The organism is Neobacillus terrisolis (genome assembly GCF_051233475.1).
Lineage (GTDB): Bacteria > Bacillota > Bacilli > Bacillales > Cytobacillaceae > Bacillus_BU.
On the sequence record NZ_JBKFGH010000037.1, the window covers coordinates 43,587 to 65,530 of the forward strand.

At 32.0% G+C, this 21,944-nt stretch carries 15 protein-coding genes and 1 pseudogene; 1 reads left to right on the forward strand and 15 read right to left on the reverse strand.

Going from position 1 to position 21,944, the window contains the following annotated elements:
- Positions 1-11: 11 nt before the first annotated feature.
- Positions 12-1,169, reverse strand: coding sequence for an iron-containing alcohol dehydrogenase (locus tag ACI48O_RS19825; RefSeq protein ID WP_435563571.1), 1,158 nt, complete (start codon positions 1,167-1,169; stop codon positions 12-14).
- Entirely contained in the window at positions 1,153-2,403 is a 1,251-nt protein-coding gene (locus ACI48O_RS19830) for a four-carbon acid sugar kinase family protein (RefSeq protein WP_435563572.1), read from the reverse strand. Before ACI48O_RS19830 ends, ACI48O_RS19825 begins: the two co-directional genes overlap by 17 nt.
- 171 nt (positions 2,404-2,574) lie before the next feature.
- Between ACI48O_RS19830 and ACI48O_RS19835 the strand changes: the two genes are divergently transcribed.
- On the forward strand, positions 2,575-4,362 hold the full coding sequence (locus ACI48O_RS19835) for a sigma-54-dependent transcriptional regulator (RefSeq protein ID WP_435563573.1): 1,788 nt from the start codon (positions 2,575-2,577) through the stop codon (positions 4,360-4,362).
- A 323-nt stretch (positions 4,363-4,685) separates the two neighbouring features.
- Here ACI48O_RS19835 and ACI48O_RS19840 read toward each other — a convergent pair whose 3' ends face one another.
- The 13 genes and pseudogenes from ACI48O_RS19840 to glmS form a co-directional block, all read right to left on the reverse strand.
- Positions 4,686-9,677: a sacsin N-terminal ATP-binding-like domain-containing protein gene (locus tag ACI48O_RS19840; RefSeq protein ID WP_435563574.1), complete on the reverse strand. Its 4,992-nt coding sequence runs from the start codon at positions 9,675-9,677 to the stop codon at positions 4,686-4,688.
- 466 nt (positions 9,678-10,143) lie between these two features.
- Entirely contained in the window at positions 10,144-11,328 is a 1,185-nt protein-coding gene (locus tag ACI48O_RS19845) for a spr1629 family repressor/antitoxin (protein ID WP_435563575.1), read from the reverse strand.
- A 27-nt stretch (positions 11,329-11,355) separates the two neighbouring features.
- Positions 11,356-12,126: a spr1630 family ClpXP-sensitive toxin gene (locus ACI48O_RS19850; RefSeq protein WP_472850886.1), complete on the reverse strand. Its 771-nt coding sequence runs from the start codon at positions 12,124-12,126 to the stop codon at positions 11,356-11,358.
- Positions 12,127-12,226: 100 nt separating this feature from the next.
- Positions 12,227-12,718 (reverse strand): Tn7-like element transposition protein TnsE, encoded by a 492-nt coding sequence (locus ACI48O_RS19855; RefSeq protein ID WP_435563577.1) that lies wholly within the window; start codon positions 12,716-12,718, stop codon positions 12,227-12,229.
- A gap of 111 nt (positions 12,719-12,829) precedes the next feature.
- Complete coding sequence (locus ACI48O_RS19860) at positions 12,830-13,060, reverse strand: hypothetical protein (protein ID WP_435563578.1); 231 nt, start codon at positions 13,058-13,060, stop codon at positions 12,830-12,832.
- A 168-nt stretch (positions 13,061-13,228) separates the two neighbouring features.
- A complete protein-coding gene (locus ACI48O_RS19865; protein ID WP_435563579.1) occupies positions 13,229-13,687 on the reverse strand; it encodes a hypothetical protein in 459 nt (152 codons plus the stop codon).
- Positions 13,688-13,711: 24 nt separating this feature from the next.
- Positions 13,712-14,293 (reverse strand): hypothetical protein, encoded by a 582-nt coding sequence (locus ACI48O_RS19870; RefSeq protein WP_435563580.1) that lies wholly within the window; start codon positions 14,291-14,293, stop codon positions 13,712-13,714.
- Between the two features lie 45 nt (positions 14,294-14,338).
- Positions 14,339-15,439, reverse strand: a complete 1,101-nt coding sequence (locus ACI48O_RS19875; protein WP_435563581.1) for a TnsD family Tn7-like transposition protein — start codon at positions 15,437-15,439, stop codon at positions 14,339-14,341.
- A 137-nt stretch (positions 15,440-15,576) separates the two neighbouring features.
- A complete protein-coding gene (locus ACI48O_RS19880; protein ID WP_435563582.1) occupies positions 15,577-16,947 on the reverse strand; it encodes a hypothetical protein in 1,371 nt (456 codons plus the stop codon).
- Between the two features lie 19 nt (positions 16,948-16,966).
- The gene (locus ACI48O_RS19885; RefSeq protein ID WP_435563583.1) at positions 16,967-17,467 is read right to left on the reverse strand and encodes a hypothetical protein; all 501 of its coding nucleotides are present in this window, start codon (positions 17,465-17,467) and stop codon (positions 16,967-16,969) included.
- Positions 17,468-17,570: 103 nt separating this feature from the next.
- Positions 17,571-19,002: pseudogene (locus ACI48O_RS19890) on the reverse strand (Mu transposase C-terminal domain-containing protein); the annotation flags it as partial.
- Positions 19,003-19,109: 107 nt separating this feature from the next.
- On the reverse strand, positions 19,110-19,949 hold the full coding sequence (locus ACI48O_RS19895; protein ID WP_435563584.1) for a TnsA endonuclease N-terminal domain-containing protein: 840 nt from the start codon (positions 19,947-19,949) through the stop codon (positions 19,110-19,112).
- A 132-nt stretch (positions 19,950-20,081) separates the two neighbouring features.
- Positions 20,082-21,884: a glutamine--fructose-6-phosphate transaminase (isomerizing) gene (gene glmS, locus ACI48O_RS19900; RefSeq protein WP_435563585.1), complete on the reverse strand. Its 1,803-nt coding sequence runs from the start codon at positions 21,882-21,884 to the stop codon at positions 20,082-20,084.
- Positions 21,885-21,944: the final 60 nt, after the last annotated feature.

Sequence of the window (21,944 nt, forward strand, 5' to 3'; positions counted from 1 at the left end):
ACTCATCACTCCTACATAATTTCTAGATAAATTTTACGAGCATCTTCTGGAGTTACTTCTCTCATATTATTCACAAGTAATCTTTGAACATCCATTCCAGCCTCGACTAATTCGTCTAGATCTTCCTGAGGTACATTGAAGGTTTTTAAGCTAGTCGGAATTTCAAGTGTTTTCACAATGTTTTCTATTAAATCGATGATATATTTTGATTTTTCATTTACAGTTAATTCTTCATTTTTTTCTTTTACAACTCGATCATATGCTTTAGCTAAGAGGTCTTTAATAACTGGCTCATTAAACTTCATAACTGGTGTTAGTAGAATTGCATTAGAAACACCATGAGCAATGTGATATTTTCCACCTAAAGGATAAGACAATGCATGTACAGCGGTTGTCCCTGAAGATGTAATCGCTACCCCAGCATAGAAAGAACCTAATAACATATTACTTTTAGCTTCAAGTGCATCTGGATTTGTGCAAGCTTCAATAATGTTATTCATAATTAAATCTAATGCCTCTAGTGCAAATGTATCACTGATTGGGTTAGCTTTTTTTGAAGTAAAACATTCTATCGCATGTGCTAGAGCATCAACACCTGTTGCTGCAGCAATAGGTTTAGGTAAATTTTTTATCATGTTGCTATCTAAAATCACATGGTCAGCAATTAATTCACCATTTACAATACCAACTTTTAGATTTTTTTCAGGTACACCTACAATGCTATTGGGAGTTGCTTCAGATCCTGTGCCAGCTGTGGTAGGAATCATTAATGATGTCACTTGTTTTTTAGCTAATAACGGATCCTCTAGTAAATCTTTCACCGTATAATCATCAGTAGATAACACGGATGCTAATTTAGCGATATCCATAACACTTCCACCACCAACTCCAATGATAAAATCAGAGTTCAATGCTTTAAAATGATCAACAACCGCTTGAGCTTCTGTGTAAGATGGCTCTGTTGGGATATCAGATAAGATTTCGTACTCGATATGATTCTTTTCGATAATACTGATGACTTCGTCTAGCAAACCAACTTTAAGTATGCCTTTATCTGTAAATATCGTGATTTTTTTCACACCGTCTTTGATAATGGTATTTAGGTTTTGCATGGCATCAGAACCTGCAAACACATTTTTTGGCATTTTTAAATTATATTGATTTAACATAGTATGCATCTCCTTTTTCACTAATTAATGCATTTAATTTAATAAACAGATCTTCATTACCCAATCCGCCAGATTTCGTAATGACATAATGTTCTTCATCTTTAAAATCAATACTTCCTAGAACAATTCCGGGGAATAATTCTTTCAAAGGTTTAATTTCAGTAATCCCAAATACTCTCATCGATTGATATAATGTATCTCCACCGGTAAATAATATTGTTCTTTTAATACCATTTGAGATGAGATTCTTTACTAAGTATCCGAGTGACTGTCCTATCCTAAATCTTAGTTCATTTCTTTGATCAGATAATTGATTTACTTTATCTGTCGACACATTCCCAAATGTTTCAAACATTAAAGGTTGTTCCATTTTTAAATATTGATTTATATCTTCTCGCCCTTTTACTGTATCCCAATATTGTTTATCCCAAAGTTGCTCCAACGTTAAAGATATTCGTTTAAATCCATTCACTTCCGCAAATACAATTTGTTTTTTTGTTACTGGATTAACACTTCCACTTACAATTAATAATGGAAGTTTAATATCGTTTTGCGTTGTATCCCTTTTTTCATAGATTATATTTGCTAATGCTTTAGCAAACCCGGCACACCCCACCGTTATATTTAATGCACCATTCATTAATAGTTCATACCCTTGAGATAGCATCTCCTCATCAGAGTGACTTTCTATTAACAAAATTCTTTCTTGTTTTGGAGGAATTTTATATGTTTTTGTAATATAAGTTGTTAACTCTGCTTCTTTAAGTAGAAGAGTTGGAATATGGCTTTCCGTTACTGGTTCGTACGGATCTTGTCCAAAAACACTTTCACTTACTGGTATTGAATCTATAAGTAATATTCCATCGCAACTAAAGCGATTTTGTTCAGGATACGCCGGAATAAACGGAATGGATACATCTTCGAAAACATCACTCAAAGCTCTTAACTCAGAAGCAACATTTCCTCTTAACGCTGAATCCACTTTTTTAAATATATATGGAATATTTTCTTCTTTAGCTTTTAAGGCGATCTTCTTGATCACTTCATATGCATCACGTTTATTCAAATATCTTGTTTCAGTATTGAAGACAAGTACTTCTATTTGACGTGTAGTTTCACCAAATTCAAACTCTAAATCAGAGGTCACTACAGTATTAACACCGTAATTTGAGAACTGGACTCCGGTATCAAGCGCTCCCGTAAAATCGTCAGCCATTATAAGTACCCTGATCATTTATTCACCACCTTAGTACTTTATAATGAAATTATAGGCTTATACTCGACCTAAAAAAATATGATAACGATAATTATTGTTACATTTTGAAACTTTTTTATAGAAAACGCTACCATAATTCAAGGATTAGCGTTAAACTGTTTATATATGAAACACATAAGGGGAATGCATATGCAAAAGATAACAAAAATCCTTGGTATAGCACCTTACGAAGAGTTAAGATACTCAATGGAAAATGTAGGATCTACTTTCGCAAACATTTTGCTAAATACGTATACGGGCGATTTACAAGAAGGGAAAAATTTAGTCCTGGAGGTAATTCATAACGATTACGATGTTGTCATATCAAGAGGAGGTACAGCTGACTTAATTAGGAAGAATGTATCTATACCAGTTATAGATGTTTCAATATCTGTATATGACATTTTAGGAGCGATCAAACTAGCAAATAACTACACTTCCAAATTTGCTATTGTGGGTTATTCAAGTATTACTGAAACTGCCCATTTAATTTGTGACATATTAGACTATTCTGTGGAAATATATACTATAGATGATTCAAGTGATACTTTAGGCCTACTAAAATCACTGGGGGAAAAAGGGATTGAATTAGTTCTTTGTGATGCAATAACAAATAAACTAGCACTAGAAATTTCTTTAAATACTATCCTAATTACATCAGGAAGTGAAAGTATTAAACGGACATTCGAACAAGCAATCGAGTTAAGTATGCATCTTCAAAGATTAAAAATACAAAATAACTTACTTAAAGAAGCTATTGGAAATTTTAAAACTGACTGCTTAATTTTATCCAGTCAGTTTGAATTGATTTATTCAAGTTTAGATACAGAAATTAATTTCTCAATCTATAATTATTTGCTTAATAAAAAAGATACAGTTCTATTTAATGAATCACATACTTTTTATCATTCAGTAAACAACACTTTATATAACTTAAAAATAAATATTTCAAATAAGAAAAATGATATTTTTTATATTGTAACTGTTCAAAAGTCTGTAACACCTATCATGAATTCTAAATTCGGTGTTACATATGAAGATAAGGCAGAAGTGGAAAAAAAATTAAATAATCACTTATATAAAAATCCTATTATCACAGATGATATTAACGATAAAATTAAACAAATCAATTCAAATAATTCGCCAATTATATTACTAGGAGAAAGAGGTACAGGAAAAGATATCGTCTCTCAAAGTGTATTCACCAGTCAAAATCATAACAATAATACAATGGTGGCGATTAATTGTAACTTACTAAATGATACGATGTGGAAACACCTTTTAAACACAAGTAACGGCCCTTTCCTTGAAGCTGGTAATACAATCCAGTTTAATTACTTTGATAAAATTTCAAATGAAAACTTCGAAAAGTTAATTACTATTATTGAATCCACTAACTTACACGTAAATAATCGACTGATCTTTATTTGTGAAAAAACATCTGAAGGTATTACATCAGAATTCTATAAAGAATTAATGAATCGAATGAATTGTATTAGTTTTCTTCTACCAACATTAAGAGAAAGAAAAAATGAAATATCAGCTATATTAACGATGTTTTTAAATAAGGTAAATATTGAAAACAATACTGATATTATCGGGTACGAGCCCAATGCTCTCGCTACTCTTTCACAATATAATTGGCCAGGTAATTTCAAACAGTTAAAACAAATTCTAACCGAATTAGTATATTTATCTAAATCGCTATATATAACTAGTAATAATGTCAATAGTATTTTGGGCAAACAAAAATTGGATGGAAATATTTCGTATTCAGAAGATGGAATGAATATTTCATTTAACAGTAGTAAAACATTACATGAATTTAATTTGGATATGATTAAGCTAGTACTTGATCAACATAATGGCAACCAAACTTTAGCAGCTGAGCAGCTTGGTATCAGTCGAACAACGTTATGGAGATATTTAAATAAATAAAAAAAGCTATTTCACAAAAACAAAACCTTGATACATTCACTGTATCTGTTGGTTTGAAATAAAGATTGATTAAAAGCGGGGTACAAACGTTGATTTTATAATAGAGGAAACCCACAAATTTTGAATAAAGATTGATCAAAATTTGTGGGTTTGGTTTTTGATTGAATCTAACTTTTATAAAAAAGATTGATAATTTGTGAACCAGAATAATTAATTAGGATGCCTAATTGCCTTATACTATTATTAAAGCGAAGCACTCTTTAACACTTTTAATAATTTTCTACTTACAATAAGATATTATCTTTCCAGCCCATTCGAACACATTATCCTCTAACTTCATTTATTACATTTTCATAACTTGAATCGAGAATTGTCTTAGGATTTTGAATCCAACCATATTGAGATTTTGCGTATTGAGATACATTTAAAGATAAATAATCTCCCAATTTTCTATCTGTAATGTATTTATAGTTAAGAGTTACCTCATCCACCGACTCATTTATTGCTTTAGTTAAATAATGAGTCCATATACCATTTTTTAATTTATCACAAGAATAAGAACTTTCCCCATCTTGACATGACAAAAATAATGCATAGTGAGGAAACTCATTTGAGAAAATCATCAATTCTTCGGTATTGATATTAGATATAGTACTTCTAGAGTATTGATCTATAAAACTTTGAGCACATGCATCAATAAAAATGAGTGCATTATTGCATTTAGAGTGTTTTAATGGATCAAGTAATAACTTTCGTAATGAAATTGCAGTGTTCGATATATCTGTTTTACTCATATCGTATGTTGAGATATAGTTAGTGGTACCATTATGAAACCCATGTCCCACATAATAAAATATAAGTCTATCTTCTTCAGTCATAGAGAACATTTGGTATTTAACAACATCTTCTATCTCATTTTTTATAGTTTGTTCATTTTTTAAAAATATGATATCACTTTCATCTATCTTAAATTTATTTACTAGTATTTCTTTAAATTTTTCAGCGTCATTGTTAGCATATTTTACTGGCGATATTGGATTTATTTGCTTTGGAAAATAATTCTCTATTGAAATAATAATAGCTACTGTTCTTTTAAACTTTGGATTATTTACCATCAAATCAGTTTTCCCTGTTTTATCGTCTAGTACCACAGTAGAAGATACTTTTCGGATATACTTTTGATTATTCAAACGTATATCCTCATCAGCTTTTTCTGTTTCAATAACAAATACTAATTCTTCACCTTTTTTTATCCAATCAAAACTTACATTAGGCGTTGGATTAAGCATTGCAATTGCCTTATTTGTTATATCAATAACATTAAAGTCCGTACTAAGTCCAACAATTTCATTTTTTATAGGTGATAGCTCTTTTATACCAAATACTATAGTACCACCATTAGTATTAGCAAACGAGGCAATTACTTTAGCTGTTTTTTCAGGTGAAAAAGGCACCGCATCAAATTCTAATATTTCAGATTTAGGATTATCAAATTCAGCATCTTTAATATTGATTTTTTTGATCGGTATTTTATTAATTTTTGTCATTTTCAAGAGTTGTCCAAGTGTAAATTGTTTAGGAGGTGTAATGCCATCCTCATACCAAATCTCTGCATCTACATATTCAAGAACATCAAATTCAGAATCATAATAGAGTCTAATTTTATCATTATCTGATGGTCTAGCCACTACTTTTATATCGTTACCATTTTTAATTATACCTCCAATAACACTTTCTGAAATTACATCAGCAGCGGTACAATCATATTCTGGTAATGTACTAAGATGTTTAAGTACATTATCTACGGCTCTTGGAATAAGTGATTTTATATATGTCTTTCTACTAAGATGCTGCAATGAATCTTCAAAAAAGTCTTCTGATATATCTTTTTTATAGGTATCATTGTCGCCCTCTGATATTGCCAAACTAGTTATATCTCTCATATTTTTTAATGGTACTTCAATGCCTTCTTGAAAAAAGTATTTACTTATTTCATCACTTTCAGCTCTTAATAAAAAATCAAGCTTACTGCTATATCCCTCTAATCCAAAATAAGTGCATAGGTTTTCTGCCAATTTTAATAGTACACTATTTGAATTCCACGGTTTTGTTACATAAATCTTATTTTTATCAACATGCAAGTTCACATATTTCATAAAGTTCATTTCTTCATATGTTATTTTTAAATCTTCTGCTTCATAAATTTCCAAATCATCAATATTATTTTGTAACTTTAATATATTTTGTTTAGTATTGTCATCGATTTCTTCATGTTGTATCCATGATTTAAAATAAGGAACAATAATATTTAGCTTAATTTTTAGACTATCGCACTTTTCTTCATTAGCACATACTAATTTGAAATGATTTTGGGTCAATAACTTCACTTGAAAACACGTCAATAATATTTTAAGATTTGGATGATTTTTATTTTTAGCATTCAATTTTATAAAAGCATATTGTTCTTGAAAAATAGTCTCATTACCATCTATAAAATAATATAAATTGTTACACTCTGTAAAAGTATTTTTACTATTCAACAATCTATTATTTTTAGACCAAATACCAACTTTTTCAATATCACTTTCACTCCAATTAATACACTCATCAAGCAAAATTGTATAAATTGCTTGTAATCTTTCGTTATTTTCATTTTTCAACATACCATCTTCTTGAACATCTAAAGAAATTTGTAGAAGTATATTTAGATAATCATTTAAATCTATCATCGTTTTAAATTTAAAAAAAGCTTTCCAGTCCTGCGATAGGTCCGGACCTTTAAATACCGGCAAATATTTTCCAGCAATATCTTTTATTCCTTTTTCATTTAAAAAAACTTCTGAAGATACATATGTTTTACCTTGAAGCGTGGGAATACATTTTATATTTTTAATAAACCATGGTAAATAATTAGCTATGGGATCCCCAATTATGCGACCAGCCTTACCATAATTCCCCCAATATGCTATTGCACTTTTATTAAGTTCTGATAAAGTATTATTTTCTATACAATCTTCCCAAAAAAGAAAACTTACCTTATAATTATTTTCGATATTATTTATTAAATTTAAACTAACAATGTTAGAAAATTCATCAGCATAAAATGTTGTAATATATGGAGTATGACTCATATCTTCTGTATTAAAAAAATCCGCTTTAACACCATAGGTTAACAACATAGATTTAGACTCTTTTTCATTAAAGAGAATAGGGTTAATTCCATCCTTAACCCCCAGAAGTTCAAAAAATCTTCTCCAATCCTTTTTCTCTTGAATGTTATAGCAATATTCTTCACTAATGAATATGTCTTCATTAAGTATCTTTTCAATTTTCAATCTCGGATTATAGAAATCAGACAGGTAACACTCAGATGCTCGCAATAATGTGTTTTTACTAGTCATTAGTTTAATCTCTGATAATTGCATTATAAGATTTTCTTTGAGATCGCCTTTTTTATATAATGAAAATAATTTTTGAATTTCAGATATTGCATTATTTCCATCAATATAGGTACTTGCATATGGTAGGATATTTTGTTTTATGTAAGTTATATCAGTCTTTTCTTCTACTCCAAGATTTTCCAACCAGATTTTTATTTCTAATTCATGTAACAACCAGACTAGTATATCTTTATGGACAAAAGATAATTCATTCTCTATATTATCCCAGTTATCATCACCAACTGCTGGAAAACAAACTTGTTTAGGATAATTAATTTGATTTTTATGATCCCAAATAAAAGGAAGGTTGTATAGGTATTCTTCGGTAACATCTTTAACCTTTTCTGAATCACAACACCACTTTAAATATTTAATTAACTCCATGTTTTTTTGAATCGCATGTGTTTCTTTGAAAAATACTGACTTTAAAAATAATTTGAAGTCTTTCCATTCAAAACTTCTAACCCCAAGATTTTTTAATTTGCTCAAAAATGAACATTGTTTAACAAAAAACTTAGATGTGACCGTAGAATCATATTTTATAATGAAATTCTTGATAGCTTCTTCATTTATAAAGTTCTTTTCAGATGAATAAGTAAAGTCTATTAACGCTTCTCTTACTTTTATTAATTTATTTTCACGAGATAAAAGAAAAGCTATTTTTTCTTTTGCCTTCTTCACACCTATATTATATGAATTTGCTAAATCGTCACTATATGATATTGGTTCAGGTATTAATTTATATGATTCAAAAGAAATTTCAGTGATAACCAACTCTGAAACCCATTTAAAAACTTCATACGAAATGGATTCAAACAACCATTGATTCCATTTTGAATCTTTATGAATACTTTCCCTATTAGCCGACATAATAAAATTCGTGTTTACCAATACAGGAAACTCGTACTTTGTTTCCCCTGTAGGTAAATATGAATATAAAATTCTATCTTTTTTTTCTAAAGGAACAATGCTGTTGTTAACAATTTGTGCCGCAAAAATCATTTCAATAAAATCGGCATCTAATAATTTCGGGGGAATATGCCGTTCTTCTAAAAGGGTTTTTTTTAAATCCTCTGAAACATTTAAATTAATATTTTTTAATAGCCATTCTTTTTGAGATTCCTTACCTTTATTTAGTATTATTCTATCGATGTTAGATCGATCAATTGTAATAACTTTATCTTCAAAATTAATTTCTGTTATATTCTTTAAAAACAAAAACATATTAATATTCTCTGATAATTTACAGATTGCGTCTATCGTTTCTTCAATATGATTTATTTCAAGTATTGTTGCAACATTTGCATCTATATCTGAAATGAATTTACTGACTTCTTCTCTAATTTCATTACTTTCGGTATATATAGGTATTATCTGCCACGGATATTGAAATATTCTATTATTTTCATTTTCCCAGTCTTTTTGCGATATATCTTCCCATTTCCACCCAAAATTGTACGAACTATCAAATCTAAAAAATTCGCCATCAGTATATATTACAACTTTATTTGACTGACCAAATACTGATTTAAATCCAATTCCTTTATATCCAGTCTTTTTTAAATCGTTTTTTTTGGTTCCATTGTTAATATTACAGATACCAATAATATCTTTTTTATCAAATACTTTACCTGAGTGCGCCACTACTAACTCATCATTAAAGACTTTTATCCAAACTTTTACTCCATCAGCTCTGCAAATTGAATCATCAGCATTTTGTAGAAGCTCATATATAAATCTATCAGAGTCTGTGTAAAGATCTACTGATAAAGCAGTTATAGAATCAGCTTGGTTCACTGCTTGTATTGGATTTTGATAACATGTATTATCATTAAAAATCTGCTGCACCGATGTCGACAATTCAGTACTGTTCATAATATCACCTGCACTAATATATTTTAGATTAACTAAGGATAATCATTTACTTATTTTCTGATAATTAATGGTATATGTAGAGGTTCCCATTTCAAATTGTTACTATTCATCTACATAAATATAGGGTAAATATTTCGATCATTGATGTATATCTCCATGCGGTATTTGTAATTTAATAAATTTTGTACGACGTAATTTTTAAAATTACCATATTATAACATGAAATCAAACAAAAAAAGGAATGTTAAATAACACCCCCTTATTATCTAAATATTAGCTTAAACAACTTTTTATATCAGTAGCTAATAATTTCAATCCTGCCACACCCTTAATAAATTTCAATTCTCCACTAGCAGACCAATCAATCTCTCCTAAATCCAATAATTCATTGGAAATTTTAACCAAATAATAGAAAATAAAAAGAAGACTTCATTCAATTCTGAAGAACAGTCTTCTAAATTCTACATTAATTAATGATTTTTAAATCATTAATCGAAAAGCTTCGCTGGTTATTATCAAGGTACTTTGCAAAAAACTCCTCTTCAATCCCAGTAATACTTGCTAGAAATATTATATCTACTTTTAATTCTTCTGTTAATTGTTGTAAATCAATTATCTTCTTCTCCAAGATTAGCTGAAGTATACTTCTTACTTTCATTGGCTTCTCAATAGGAAGAACAGCATCTAACGGTTCTTCTTTTCTATATCCATTTTTATTTATGGACATAAAAAAATAACGAAATTGTTGATGCGTAATTAATTCCAAGTTTCTAGCTCTCATAGCCATAGCTTGTAACGAGACTAACCACTTTTCTTTTAATTCTCTATAAGCATTAGGATTAGATACCTTATTGATTTTTGAAACATCTTCAGTAAATGCTTTCATAGGCATAAGAAACTCTGAAGCGAATAAGTGAGCCTCATCTTCTTTTATTTTATAAGATGAATTATCAAGCATATTAAACTCTGTTTTGTAATGTAACAATAAATGTCCTAATTCATGGGCTAAATCAAAATTCCGTCGTGCTGCTGATTTTTTCATATTACCTAATACAATATATGGAATATCATCTTCTGACCATAAACTATATGCATCAATTGTTTCGCCAATTGATTTTTCAAAAATAAATACACCTGATTTTTCCAAATGAAATAAGAAGTTTTTATTATTATCATCCGATAAATTAATATGCTTTCTAGCCAATTGTGCTATATAGCGAATTTGCAATTCACGTTCAATATCTTGATTAGAATTCAAATACTCTAATACCTGTTGGCGTAATGATAATATTTCATTTTTAGGATATTTTATTTTTTTGCCTATTTTCTTTATAAATGCATCTAAAAATTTCACATGCACTAGTTCGCTCTGAGTCTTCATTGCTGAATTTATTGACTCTGAGCGATAGGCTATTCTTTCTATGCGGATATTCTCTGGTTGACTGTTCTCTAGTAAATCTTCGCGAAAAAAATAAGCTGATTTAACTTTAAATAAAGTTTTCATCTTATTTACTACTTCTAATTTAGGAGACACATAACCATTTTCATATTGCCAAACAGCTTGTTCTGTAATACCCAGTTCTTCAGCTAGCTGTGAACGACTTAGCTCATTTAAAATCCGGATATTAGTTAAGCTTTTACCAATAAACAAATTAGTAGCTCCTTTCTTAATTTGATATTAACTCTCTCCAGTTGCTTCATCGCTATCATCTTCGACAATTTCAATATCATATAAACTAGCATCAGGCATTTCAGTTGAATTTTGTAAGATTGCCTTAGTTTGATCTTCCATTTCAATTATATGAGATGTTTTAGTATTGATAAGATCCGTTAAATCTTCAACTAAGTAAGCTTTATTATTTACGGGATTAGGCATCCATAGCTTAATAGCACTAATTAAAAATTCTTCATCAATTTCATAAGTAACAATATAAAACCTGTCATATTGTTTAGCTATTTCTGACACTTCTTCATTCGTTAAAGAATCGAAGGGTGTCTCGTCAAACAATACTAATTGGCGTGATTGACCACCTAGAGTTTTATTAGTCTTACTAGGAAACTCTACATCCTCATTAATACTTATAAATTCCTCCATATAAGCTGATTTCTTACTTTTAGAACGTCCATAAGTATCCTTACCTCTATCAACAGCTTCTGGATCAAAATAACGTGCATTTTTTATCAAAAATAGTGTTTTGATATCTTCAACACTAAATTGTAAATATTGCCACGTAACTCCAGCTTTCGAAAGCTTACTTTCCACCCCTAATTTTTCACATTGAACTGCCACGTGGTGATCAATATGATTTCCTTTTACCCATGCGTAAGCACCATGAACTTTTAAATTACGTGCTGCTTCTTTTCTAACACGTAAATAATCCTTGTACCCTTCGATAATTCCATCAACAATGCTTTCATTTAGCTCTTCTGACAAACAAAACTTTTTCATCAACAAACCAATCCCCTTTGCATTTTGTCGATAAAATCACAATAAAAAATGATTTTCTTTAATTATAATTAAAGTTTAAATGTATTAAAAGGATTATCTATTAAATATCCGAAATTTTATTGATTACCGTCTTTTTAAAGTTACTTGTGTGCTTTACTTTATAAATTGCTAGTCTCTTTTCCCATTTCACTAAACCTTCTTTTAACCAACTACCTGAACTGAATATAATATATTTTAATAAAGGCTCAATATATAATTTAATATTTGACCCATTCAAGGATGTAATAATTAAAGTAGATACACTACGCCCAGCTCTTTCAACTTCTAATAATGCAACTTCTTTTCCGTTCCTTAGTTTTACATATACCACTATATACTTCCTAGGGGTAACGCCATCATCTAATAACGCAAATGAACGCTCTCCTATGTCCGTTAATTCTCCAACATATGCATCCACACTTTCTACAAAATAAGTCATTGATAATTCATTTAATACTTCTATAAAATCCGCTAATTCACCATTAACATATGTATTTTGTAATGACTTAACTTCCAAACCTTTTAATATATTTGTTCCGCCAATATCACCCATTGAACTGCTATTAGCATCTGCTTTAACTGTCTTTTTTGTATTATCATCAATTCCGTCACGTTGTTTAGTTGAGACCGTTCTTTGTCTAGTGATTAATAGAGGATCTATGTACTAATGAGTTAAAGTGTCAGTTACTACCTCATCAAATTCATTTGTACGTCCATCAACTGTTGCATCAGCTTCATAATCACCTGAATTTGAAAGGGGGAGAATTATACGTTTTCTTGGCTCATTCGATTTTTCCTGACGAACAAGGCTAGGGTGACTAATCTCTAAATTAGAAATCTGTAGTTCTTTTTCTAGCATCGCTTTGATATTTAGAACTGTATATCCTGTTGCCATTTTTTTACACGTAGCCTAAGTTTAATTGATGTTTGAAATGGCCATTCAAACTTTATAGAGTTATTAAAATGAAAGTTACTAGACATATTCTCATATACTTTGCGAACGATATTGTTCATTAACAGCCAAACTAAATGATGCAAATACTCATTCTTTAAATACTTTGCATTATAAGAAGATGTGAAGTGTAATCGTAATAAATCTAAGCTCATATTGCTCTGTGAAATATAGTGGCAAAGAGTTCATTTCAAATAAGCAATTCAATAGAAATGCATTAGGTGCAATTATTCCTCTAAGTACTTCAATTAACGGTAGGTAGAAACGCTCTCCATTGTATTTGATAACGAAAGTTTGCGATGTTTCCGTATAGTTTGTTCCACGTATTGAATAGTTTTGTTCAAAATATCCAACGTAATTTGGATCTATTGTAATTATAATTTCTTCAGTTTGATTAGGTGCGATAGGTTTCGTAATAACTCCATCAACGTAATAATGCTGGATTATTAAAGGAGTTAATACGGTCCAATCAAATATTAACTTTTCAGTTGTATAATACCCATTAACTTTTCCACTAAAATAAACTGGCAGCACGACTTTTTTTTCGTATCTAAAAGGCGACCGATCCAATCTAATTTCACGCGTGCCCCTTTATCAAACGGCCAAGATATAAGCTTTATATCTTTGCTGTTCATCGATTCCACCTTCCTGTAAATATACCTCTAGTATTGGTCGAATTGTTTTAAAATCCTTTGGCTTTATTCCTGCTAACCTTTGAACACGCCATAATTTTACATCGCTCAATTCGCACTTCAGATTATCAATGATTTTACAGCACCGGCGAATTTGAAATTGTTGTACACTTTCCGTAATTTGCTCTAATAAACGCTTTGTAATAGGCAGCTTTTCTAAATGTCTTTCAAGAATGGCTAATATACCTAAACGTTTCCCTAGAAGAGATATCGTAATTCGAATAGGCTTTTCAGACGTCCACAATTGCTCATATAGCGTTTTAATTGCATTTGTTTTGGTAAGTTTTACGTAATTGCGTTCTACTTGATTGCGGATGCTTTTGCACAATCGTAATAAATTCACTTTATATAAATCTAGTTTTGATACTGTCATTGGAACCTTTTGCTGGTCCTGTTTGAACGATGGCTGTTCTAAATATTTTTTTACCGTTTTGGAATCTACACCTAACTCTCTTGCAATTGCTCGGATACTTATATTTTTCACGTGAAAGTTCGATTAATTTTTGATACCATACATGACCAAATTCTTTTACTCGCCCAATCTTGAATATGTCTGTCGATTGTTTTCTTGCATAAATAAGCATGTAAATGTGTCAATCAAATTTTTCGTTTTAGAATCCCTTGTTACGTCTACATCTTGAATGATGAACTGCTTATAATGAGATGAAGCCTTATTTAAACAAGGAAATGGACCATTACCAAACGCACCTCGATCTGTCGAAATAATTGGCAAATGCTCTACATCCAGTTGTAAAAAATGCAGTAGAAATAAATGACGTAGCGGATGTACATGACGTTTGGAATTACGCAGTAACACCTTCAGCCAATTGTATTCATATGTCTCATTTAATTCACTTTCATACAGTTGCAAAAAGCCCTTTGGAAAATGTGACTTAACCGCTTGATATAACTCCTTTTGTCGTACACCATTTGAAGCCGTTATTAAATTGCGCTCTCTTAATAACGATCGATACTTGGAGCTTATGATTTCTCTTGAAAGTTCATGTAAAGGTAATTGGAACAGTTGATATGCCTGCTTTGCTATTGTTACAGCTATATCCTTATATGGATCCGTTTCATAAATAGCCGTTAAATTCATATGCTTTAACTCAAATCTGACATATTGTATCCGACTATCTGTTGTAACTGGATATTTACGCAATGGCACTTCATGATGAGGGCAATAATTAATTCCTTGAAGCTGATGCTCTCTATGAACGTACGGTTCTCCGTATTGTGCATTGTCTGCCTTTGCACATTCAGCACAATAATATAAACCATCCTTTTTACAAACACTTCCCGCTATAATGCCAAGCCTTGTATATAATGCCTGTCCATCTTGTAATACATCCTGCAAAATTTCCTGCTGCCGATTTTTGGATAAAAACGAAGCATAATACAGATAAATCGTATGGTTGCCTAAAAGCGATTCCACCGAGTAATGTGGTCCTAGTTTTTCTGCTAAAACAGAAAAATAGCTACCAATCTCCACACTCGGTATCACACAACGACTGCCAAACAACTCTTCCAACGTATCTTTACAATCAAGATTCCCACTATAAAAGTGGTAACGCGCAATGGCTGAATACAACAATTCATTTGGATATGGGTTTGTGAAGAAAGGTAGCATTTAAATCCCCCCTTAAGTAAGTCAAAAAACACACTGTTCTCATCTACTAAATTCAGGGTAAATCATGCAATATAAACATCTAATCTAAATCTTTTTAAGAGAGGATATTAATATCGATACAAAAATATCATCTCAAATCATTCTAAAAGTAAAAAAGTTTTTATCCAGTTTGCAAATACATTTCTTAAAAGGGCCTTTGCCTTCATAAAATCGTTTTTACCTTCAAAGAATCTAGCATCTAAAGTATTGTTTATTTCCACATCGTATTCAAAGAAAGGAAACTCCCCAGAATGGAAATGTCCAGAGCGTACATTACCATATAAAAAATCTATAAAATCATTTTCAACATTAATTCCATAGAATCTAACAAACTCAGAAAAGCTTTTTCTTTCCACTTTAGATAAAGATTCTATAGCAGATACTAAATACGCTAAATGTGCTGTAGGGGAAAATCTATATATCGTTAATGATAAATTATATAATCTACAGGCGTTTCTGAAACAAATATAGGCTGTTCTATCCTTCTCTAAGAGGGAATCTATACTTTTGAAAAACTGCCCTATATAGCTTGGAATTTGTATACTATCCCCTGGATATCTGACTTCATTTAAATTATACTCATCTGATAAATCCTCTCTTTTCATTTGCACCTTATAAAGTCGATGTTTTTCAAAAATCCTATTTAAATTTTCAAAAGAACCTACTTTTTGAGTAATAACTTCGTTAGGATTAGTCAAATCAGAGTAATTAAGAAAGCCACTCATATTATTATTTACAGCGTCCTCTATGGTAGCTAAACCATAGAAATTATCCTTCACTACTAATTTTAAATCATGGTCAATAAATCCCGTTCTTAATCTTCTAGTTCTTAAATCTTTCTGGTTTTTCTCTATAAAATGATAGAATCCTGAACGAAAGTCTTCAATACCTACATCAAAAATAACAGCTAGATATGCACTTAGTTCTGAAGTCTTATTATATGCAATAGTCCTTGCTTTATCTATATTTCTTGCTTCTACTTCAATATCAAAATACAAAATATGCTCTGTTAACGGCTCGTCTCTATCACTCTCATATAATGGTCCAAATATAAATTTATTTTTACCATTTACTTTACATGATGATCTTAAACTTGAAGTATCATGCCAAACTCTATAATTCCTAATAGTAAATTTTTTTTTATTCCTATCGCGTAAATCAAAAAGTGCTCCTTTTATATGTTCTAGATAAAAATATTTCAAATCATACTCAGTAAGCTTTTCATCATCCAAAAGTGTTAATTGAATTTTTGAAAATTCATTTTCATCGAAAAATAACTCTAATTTTAATTTGTAATTACTTTCCCGGATATTTGCATCTATTACTGTTACCAAATGCCTTGTGGGCTTGCTAATATCAAGAGTTAGAGGATATTTACATTCGAATATTGTTAAATCCTGTATCTCATCCAAATAATTATGTTTTTTTAAATCCCAATTTAATTTTTCTTCAAAAATAATTTCCCTCATAAATCAAACTCCCTTATATCTATAAAATTTCCGAATAATTCTTTATATATCCTTTGTCCAATAAAGATTCATATGGATGTTTTTTCTGTTTCAATGCACCATTTCTTAAATCTAGCAGAGGTAGTATTTTATTCAATTTAACTACTTCTTTATTTTTTTCCCTTTGATTTAATTCCAACAACATTTGAATCACTTGAAGTTTCAAAGCGTTATACTCTAATTCAATAGTATTTGTTTGAACAATTTTATTAATCACTTTAGATATTTCTTTTGCAGAAATTGCATCAAATATCCCTAATGTTGTAACCTCCACAACCAAATTTTCAAACATATCTTGTCGTTTAAACTCTAGGCTATCCTGCCGCTCTTTCATCGCAGCCTTAATCTTACCTTCATACTGCGTGTTCCTCTTATGATTCATCATCAACTCATCCAAATTAATCATAATATCCTCGTACTTATACATAGCTGCAAAGTCATTGTTGCGAATGGCATTTAGCATTGGCTGGATAATTTTCATATCCTTCTTCGCTGTCTGCTTCAGCACTTTTGATGTGATAACTTCGTCTTCATTATTTTCATCAAATAGCGCTCGTTCCTGAGCTAGTATAAAGAGATTTACAGGGTAATACATTTAACCGTAAAATATCTCGGTCCACTGTTCGAAGGCGTCCTTTACGATTTTGAATGCCCCAGTTCCATAAATTAATTGGCGTCGGTACAACCCCGTCAGTAATCATTTCTTTTTCTATTGGGTATTTATCAATAATTTTATGGTTGTACTGCAAAACTAACGTAATGATTAACGCTGTAAACTCTTTTAAATTTAACGTAGCATCTAAACGATAATCTTGGTCTCCACGTTCTCGGTATTCCTTTTGAATAGCGCCAGGTGCTTTTTGCTTTACTTTGCCGTTAATCGTACAGAATTTATGCTCTACAATACCTTTCAAATCGCCTCGGTACGCTGTAGTGTTTTCAATTTTGATATTTAAATTTAAGAAGTCCTTCTACTGAATACCCTTCAAACTCACCTCGGTCTGCAATGATAATTTCAGGTAGGTGATAAGTCGGCCATTGTTCTTCTGCAATATCGATGCCATACTGCTTACAAAATTCTACTTTATCAGCGACCATATCATCTAAAGCCATCATAGCTCCCAGCCATGAAGGTCCTTCTAAGCCTACGTAGATACCTGTAATGATGCGTGAGTAAACATCAACAATGGCATAAATCACAGGTCTACCAATAATTCGATTTACATCAAAAGAACTCACCAAATATATGTCTGCTATCGTTGCATCAACTTGAAAGCGTGTGCCCGGTCCATTCGTTTCCACTTTAGAATTACTTAATAACGGACGATGCTTCAGCTCATACTCTTTTGCACTTTTACGAAATTCAATATCCTTCTTCGGATCTTCTAATTTCTTAAACCAATAATAAAACTGGTGGTAAGACGGAATGCGATTCGACTCCCAAATGCGATAGTGAATTTCTCCATTTTCTTTATAGCGGTCTGAATAAAAGTCCCGCAAAATAAACCCATACACGTCTTTTAAAGAATAGTTATTTGCTTTACGGTAGTATTTGTTTATCGCATGCTCAAATTGTGTTTTGATTTCATCGGTAATGTTAATACCGCTTCGATATTCACCGTTAATCGTCACTCTACGTGGACGTCCTATTTTTTCATCGTTTAGCTTTTTCGTTTTACCTCGACCACCGGAGTTTGCATAGTCGGGGAGCATCGCATTTTTATTCATGCCACGTTGCCAATAGCGACTGAGTAATTTTTTGACCTTTGTTTTACCTAAACCGCTCTGTGCTGTGATTTCTACAATTTTTGCTTCGCGTCCTTGTTTCTTTAAAATCTCGTTCATATTCGGAAGCAAATACTTTTCTACCGTTTCCCAATCTTCGTCACGCTTATTTTTTTGTACAGGTGTTAATTCGCTATCTGGAATTGCTCTAGCGAAGGGATCCGCTACAACAAGTAGCTGTCCTTGATTAAGCTCTAATTCCAAATGGCTATATAACTCTCTTTTTGGCATAGCACTCGTTGTATCAATGTTTACGACATATACATAGGATTCTTCAATTTCAATAACACGAATGCGCTGTGAGTCAGCTGTGTACTGCAATACTTAGTTAATATAAATCATCCGTACTTCACCTTCTTCAGCTTACTATCATCAATTAACTGAATGACAAGCGGTTGCTCTACGTTTAATGGCTCTAACATATCAATACGAAGCGTTTTAGTAGCGAGTAAATGATAAAATAGTGTCATACCACTGCCTAACGGCATATGCGTGTCCTTATCAAATTCATTTGTAATCGCTCTTATGCTTTCATTGTTAGTTAAAAAGCGTTGTAATAGGCCCATAGCTAAATCTTCTATGTGCTGAGAAATTAAATTTTGAAAAGCATCGTAATGCTCCAAGCTGTAATAATCATGAATACAGCTAATGTTTCTAGCCATTTCTTTCGGGATTTCTAGCTCCGTTACAATACCCCAATCAATTTGTCTTCTTTCCCAATACACACGTTCAATTTCAAATTTCTCAATGACACGCTCTTTTAACAGCTCGTCTTTCATTTTGATAGTTCTAGCAAGCTCAACTAATCCGTCACCTTTATCTACGGTTAATAAAAAATCCGTTGTCATAACAACTGGCTCATTTGTTTTAGCATCGGTAGGATGCTTAATACCTAGTTCATCTGCAATGACAATTGTTTCTTCTAAAGGTAATAAAGGAAATAGCTCTCGAATATCTACAATAAACTCAGAATATTCAGTTATATAAAAGTGGTTTCGTTCTAAATCTGATAAAAACTCGTGTTGCCTATTGGTTTTAATGCCTCTTAAACGTGTGGACCTTCCTAATGAGGAAACATCTTGAATGTTTAACCAAGGTTTATAATCGACACCTATACCAGACCCACGACCTCCTTTAATCCACTTTTCAATTTTAGAAGTTCTTGTTCGTTTGGACATAAAAAACACCCCTTTAGACAACTATAATCTAAAGGGGTGTTTCATCGCGACTTTATTTTAAACATCGCATCTTTTTTACAAACATCGTAACTTTATTTCAAATCTACAGTATCAAGGTTTTACTTTTATCTATTATTCAACTGTTACGCTCTTCGCCAAGTTTCTTGGCTTATCAACGTCACAGTCACGGTGTAAAGCCGCATAATAAGCAATCAATTGCAATGGTACAACAGAGATAAGAGGTGTTAATAATTCGTTTACTTCTGGAAGTACGAAACGGTCTTCTTCCGTTTCAAGTCCCTTCATCGAAATAATACATGCACTAGCTCCACGGGCAGCGACCTCTTTGACGTTACCGCGGATATTTAAGCTAACTAAGTCTTGCGTAACAAGAGCTACAACTGGTGTGCCATCTTCAATTAAGGCAATGGTTCCGTGCTTCAGCTCTCCACCAGCAAAACCTTCAGCTTGAATATAAGAAATTTCTTTCAGCTTTAGTGCGCCTTCTAAGCACACATAGTAATCCACTCCACGACCAATGAAGAAAGCGTTGCGAGTTGTCGTCATGTATTCCCATGCCATCGCTTCAAACTCTTCCTTAGAGTCCACTAAGCCTTCCATTGCGTTTGCAATGATACCTAGTTCTTTCACTAAGTTAAAGTCTAGCTCATAACCACGGTTGCTACCAACCACTTCGGAGAGAATGGCTAATACAGCAATTTGAGCTGTGTAAGCTTTCGTAGACGCAACCGCAATTTCAGGACCAGCATGTAGTAAGAGTGTGAAGTCCGCTTCCCGGGAAAGAGTAGATCCAGGAACGTTCGTAACGGTTAACGCCTTATGTCCTAATTCCTTAACTTGAACTAGTACAGCACGGCTGTCCGCTGTTTCACCACTTTGGGAAATAAAAATGAATAACGGCTTTTCTGAAAGGAGTGGAATATTGTAGCCGAATTCACTCGCAATATGAACCTCAACCGGAATCTTTGCCATTTTTTCAATTAACTGTTTCCCAACCAACCCAGCATGGTAGGAAGTACCCGCCGCAATAATATAAATTCTATCTGCAGCAGAAACTGCATCAACGATCTCCTGATCAACTGTTAATTGACCTTGGTCATTTTGATACATTTGGATAATTTTACGCATTACTGCAGGCTGTTCGTCGATTTCTTTTAACATATAGTGTGGGTAAGTTCCCTTTTCAATGTCACTAGCATCAAGCTCAGCTGTGTATGGATCGCGGCTCATGACTTCACCGGCTAAATTTTGAATTGTTACTGCGTCTTTCGTTACAATAACCATTTCTTTATCCATTAATTCAACATACTGATTTGTCACTTGAAGCATTGCCATCGCATCGCTGGCTACAACATTGAAATCTTCACCAAGTCCGACTAACAGAGGACTTTTATTTTTTGCTACATAAATAGTATCTGTGTTTTGGTTGTCTAAAAGAGCAAGTGCGTAAGAACCCTTTAAAAGTGTGAGCGTTTTGCGGAACGCTTCTTCTACTGTTAAGCCTTCGCTAACAAATAGTTCAATCATCAGTACGATTACTTCTGTATCCGTATCACTTTTTAAAGTAACATTCTGTAAATACTCGCGCTTTAAGATATCATAGTTTTCAATAACCCCATTATGAACAAGCGTGAAGCGGTCAGTTGTACTTTGGTGCGGGTGAGCATTTACTCTACTTGGCGCACCGTGGGTAGCCCAACGAGTATGACCAATTCCTGTATTGGCAGCAACGGTTGTGTCCACAACATCGCGTAAATCGGCAATACGTCCTTTTTCTTTAAAAACATGGACGCCGTTTTCATTCATAACCGCAATACCCGCAGAATCATACCCTCTATACTCCAGCTTCTCTAAGCCCTTTAACAGGATTTCCTTTGAATCTATGTTCCCTATATATCCAACAATACCGCACATAAATGTGTTTCCTCCTTGTTTAAGAAGGGGGCAAGCTGCTTTGGGGGCAGACTTGCCCCC

Excerpts from the sequence above, each read along its gene's own strand:
- ACI48O_RS19825 (WP_435563571.1), bottom strand. The coding sequence starts at position 1,169 with ATGTTAAATCAATATAATTTAAAAATGCCAAAAAATGTGTTTGCAGGT.
- ACI48O_RS19830 (WP_435563572.1), bottom strand. The coding sequence starts at position 2,403 with ATGATCAGGGTACTTATAATGGCTGACGATTTTACGGGAGCGCTTGAT.
- ACI48O_RS19835 (WP_435563573.1), top strand. The coding sequence starts at position 2,575 with ATGCAAAAGATAACAAAAATCCTTGGTATAGCACCTTACGAAGAGTTA.
- ACI48O_RS19840 (WP_435563574.1), bottom strand. The coding sequence starts at position 9,677 with ATGAACAGTACTGAATTGTCGACATCGGTGCAGCAGATTTTTAATGAT.
- ACI48O_RS19850 (WP_472850886.1), bottom strand. The coding sequence starts at position 12,126 with ATGAAAAAGTTTTGTTTGTCAGAAGAGCTAAATGAAAGCATTGTTGAT.
- ACI48O_RS19855 (WP_435563577.1), bottom strand. The coding sequence starts at position 12,718 with ATGGGTGATATTGGCGGAACAAATATATTAAAAGGTTTGGAAGTTAAG.
- ACI48O_RS19860 (WP_435563578.1), bottom strand. The coding sequence starts at position 13,060 with ATGGCAACAGGATATACAGTTCTAAATATCAAAGCGATGCTAGAAAAA.
- ACI48O_RS19875 (WP_435563581.1), bottom strand. The coding sequence starts at position 15,439 with ATGCTACCTTTCTTCACAAACCCATATCCAAATGAATTGTTGTATTCA.
- ACI48O_RS19880 (WP_435563582.1), bottom strand. The coding sequence starts at position 16,947 with ATGAGGGAAATTATTTTTGAAGAAAAATTAAATTGGGATTTAAAAAAA.
- ACI48O_RS19885 (WP_435563583.1), bottom strand. The coding sequence starts at position 17,467 with ATGAAAATTATCCAGCCAATGCTAAATGCCATTCGCAACAATGACTTT.
- ACI48O_RS19895 (WP_435563584.1), bottom strand. The coding sequence starts at position 19,949 with ATGTCCAAACGAACAAGAACTTCTAAAATTGAAAAGTGGATTAAAGGA.
- glmS (WP_435563585.1), bottom strand. The coding sequence starts at position 21,884 with ATGTGCGGTATTGTTGGATATATAGGGAACATAGATTCAAAGGAAATC.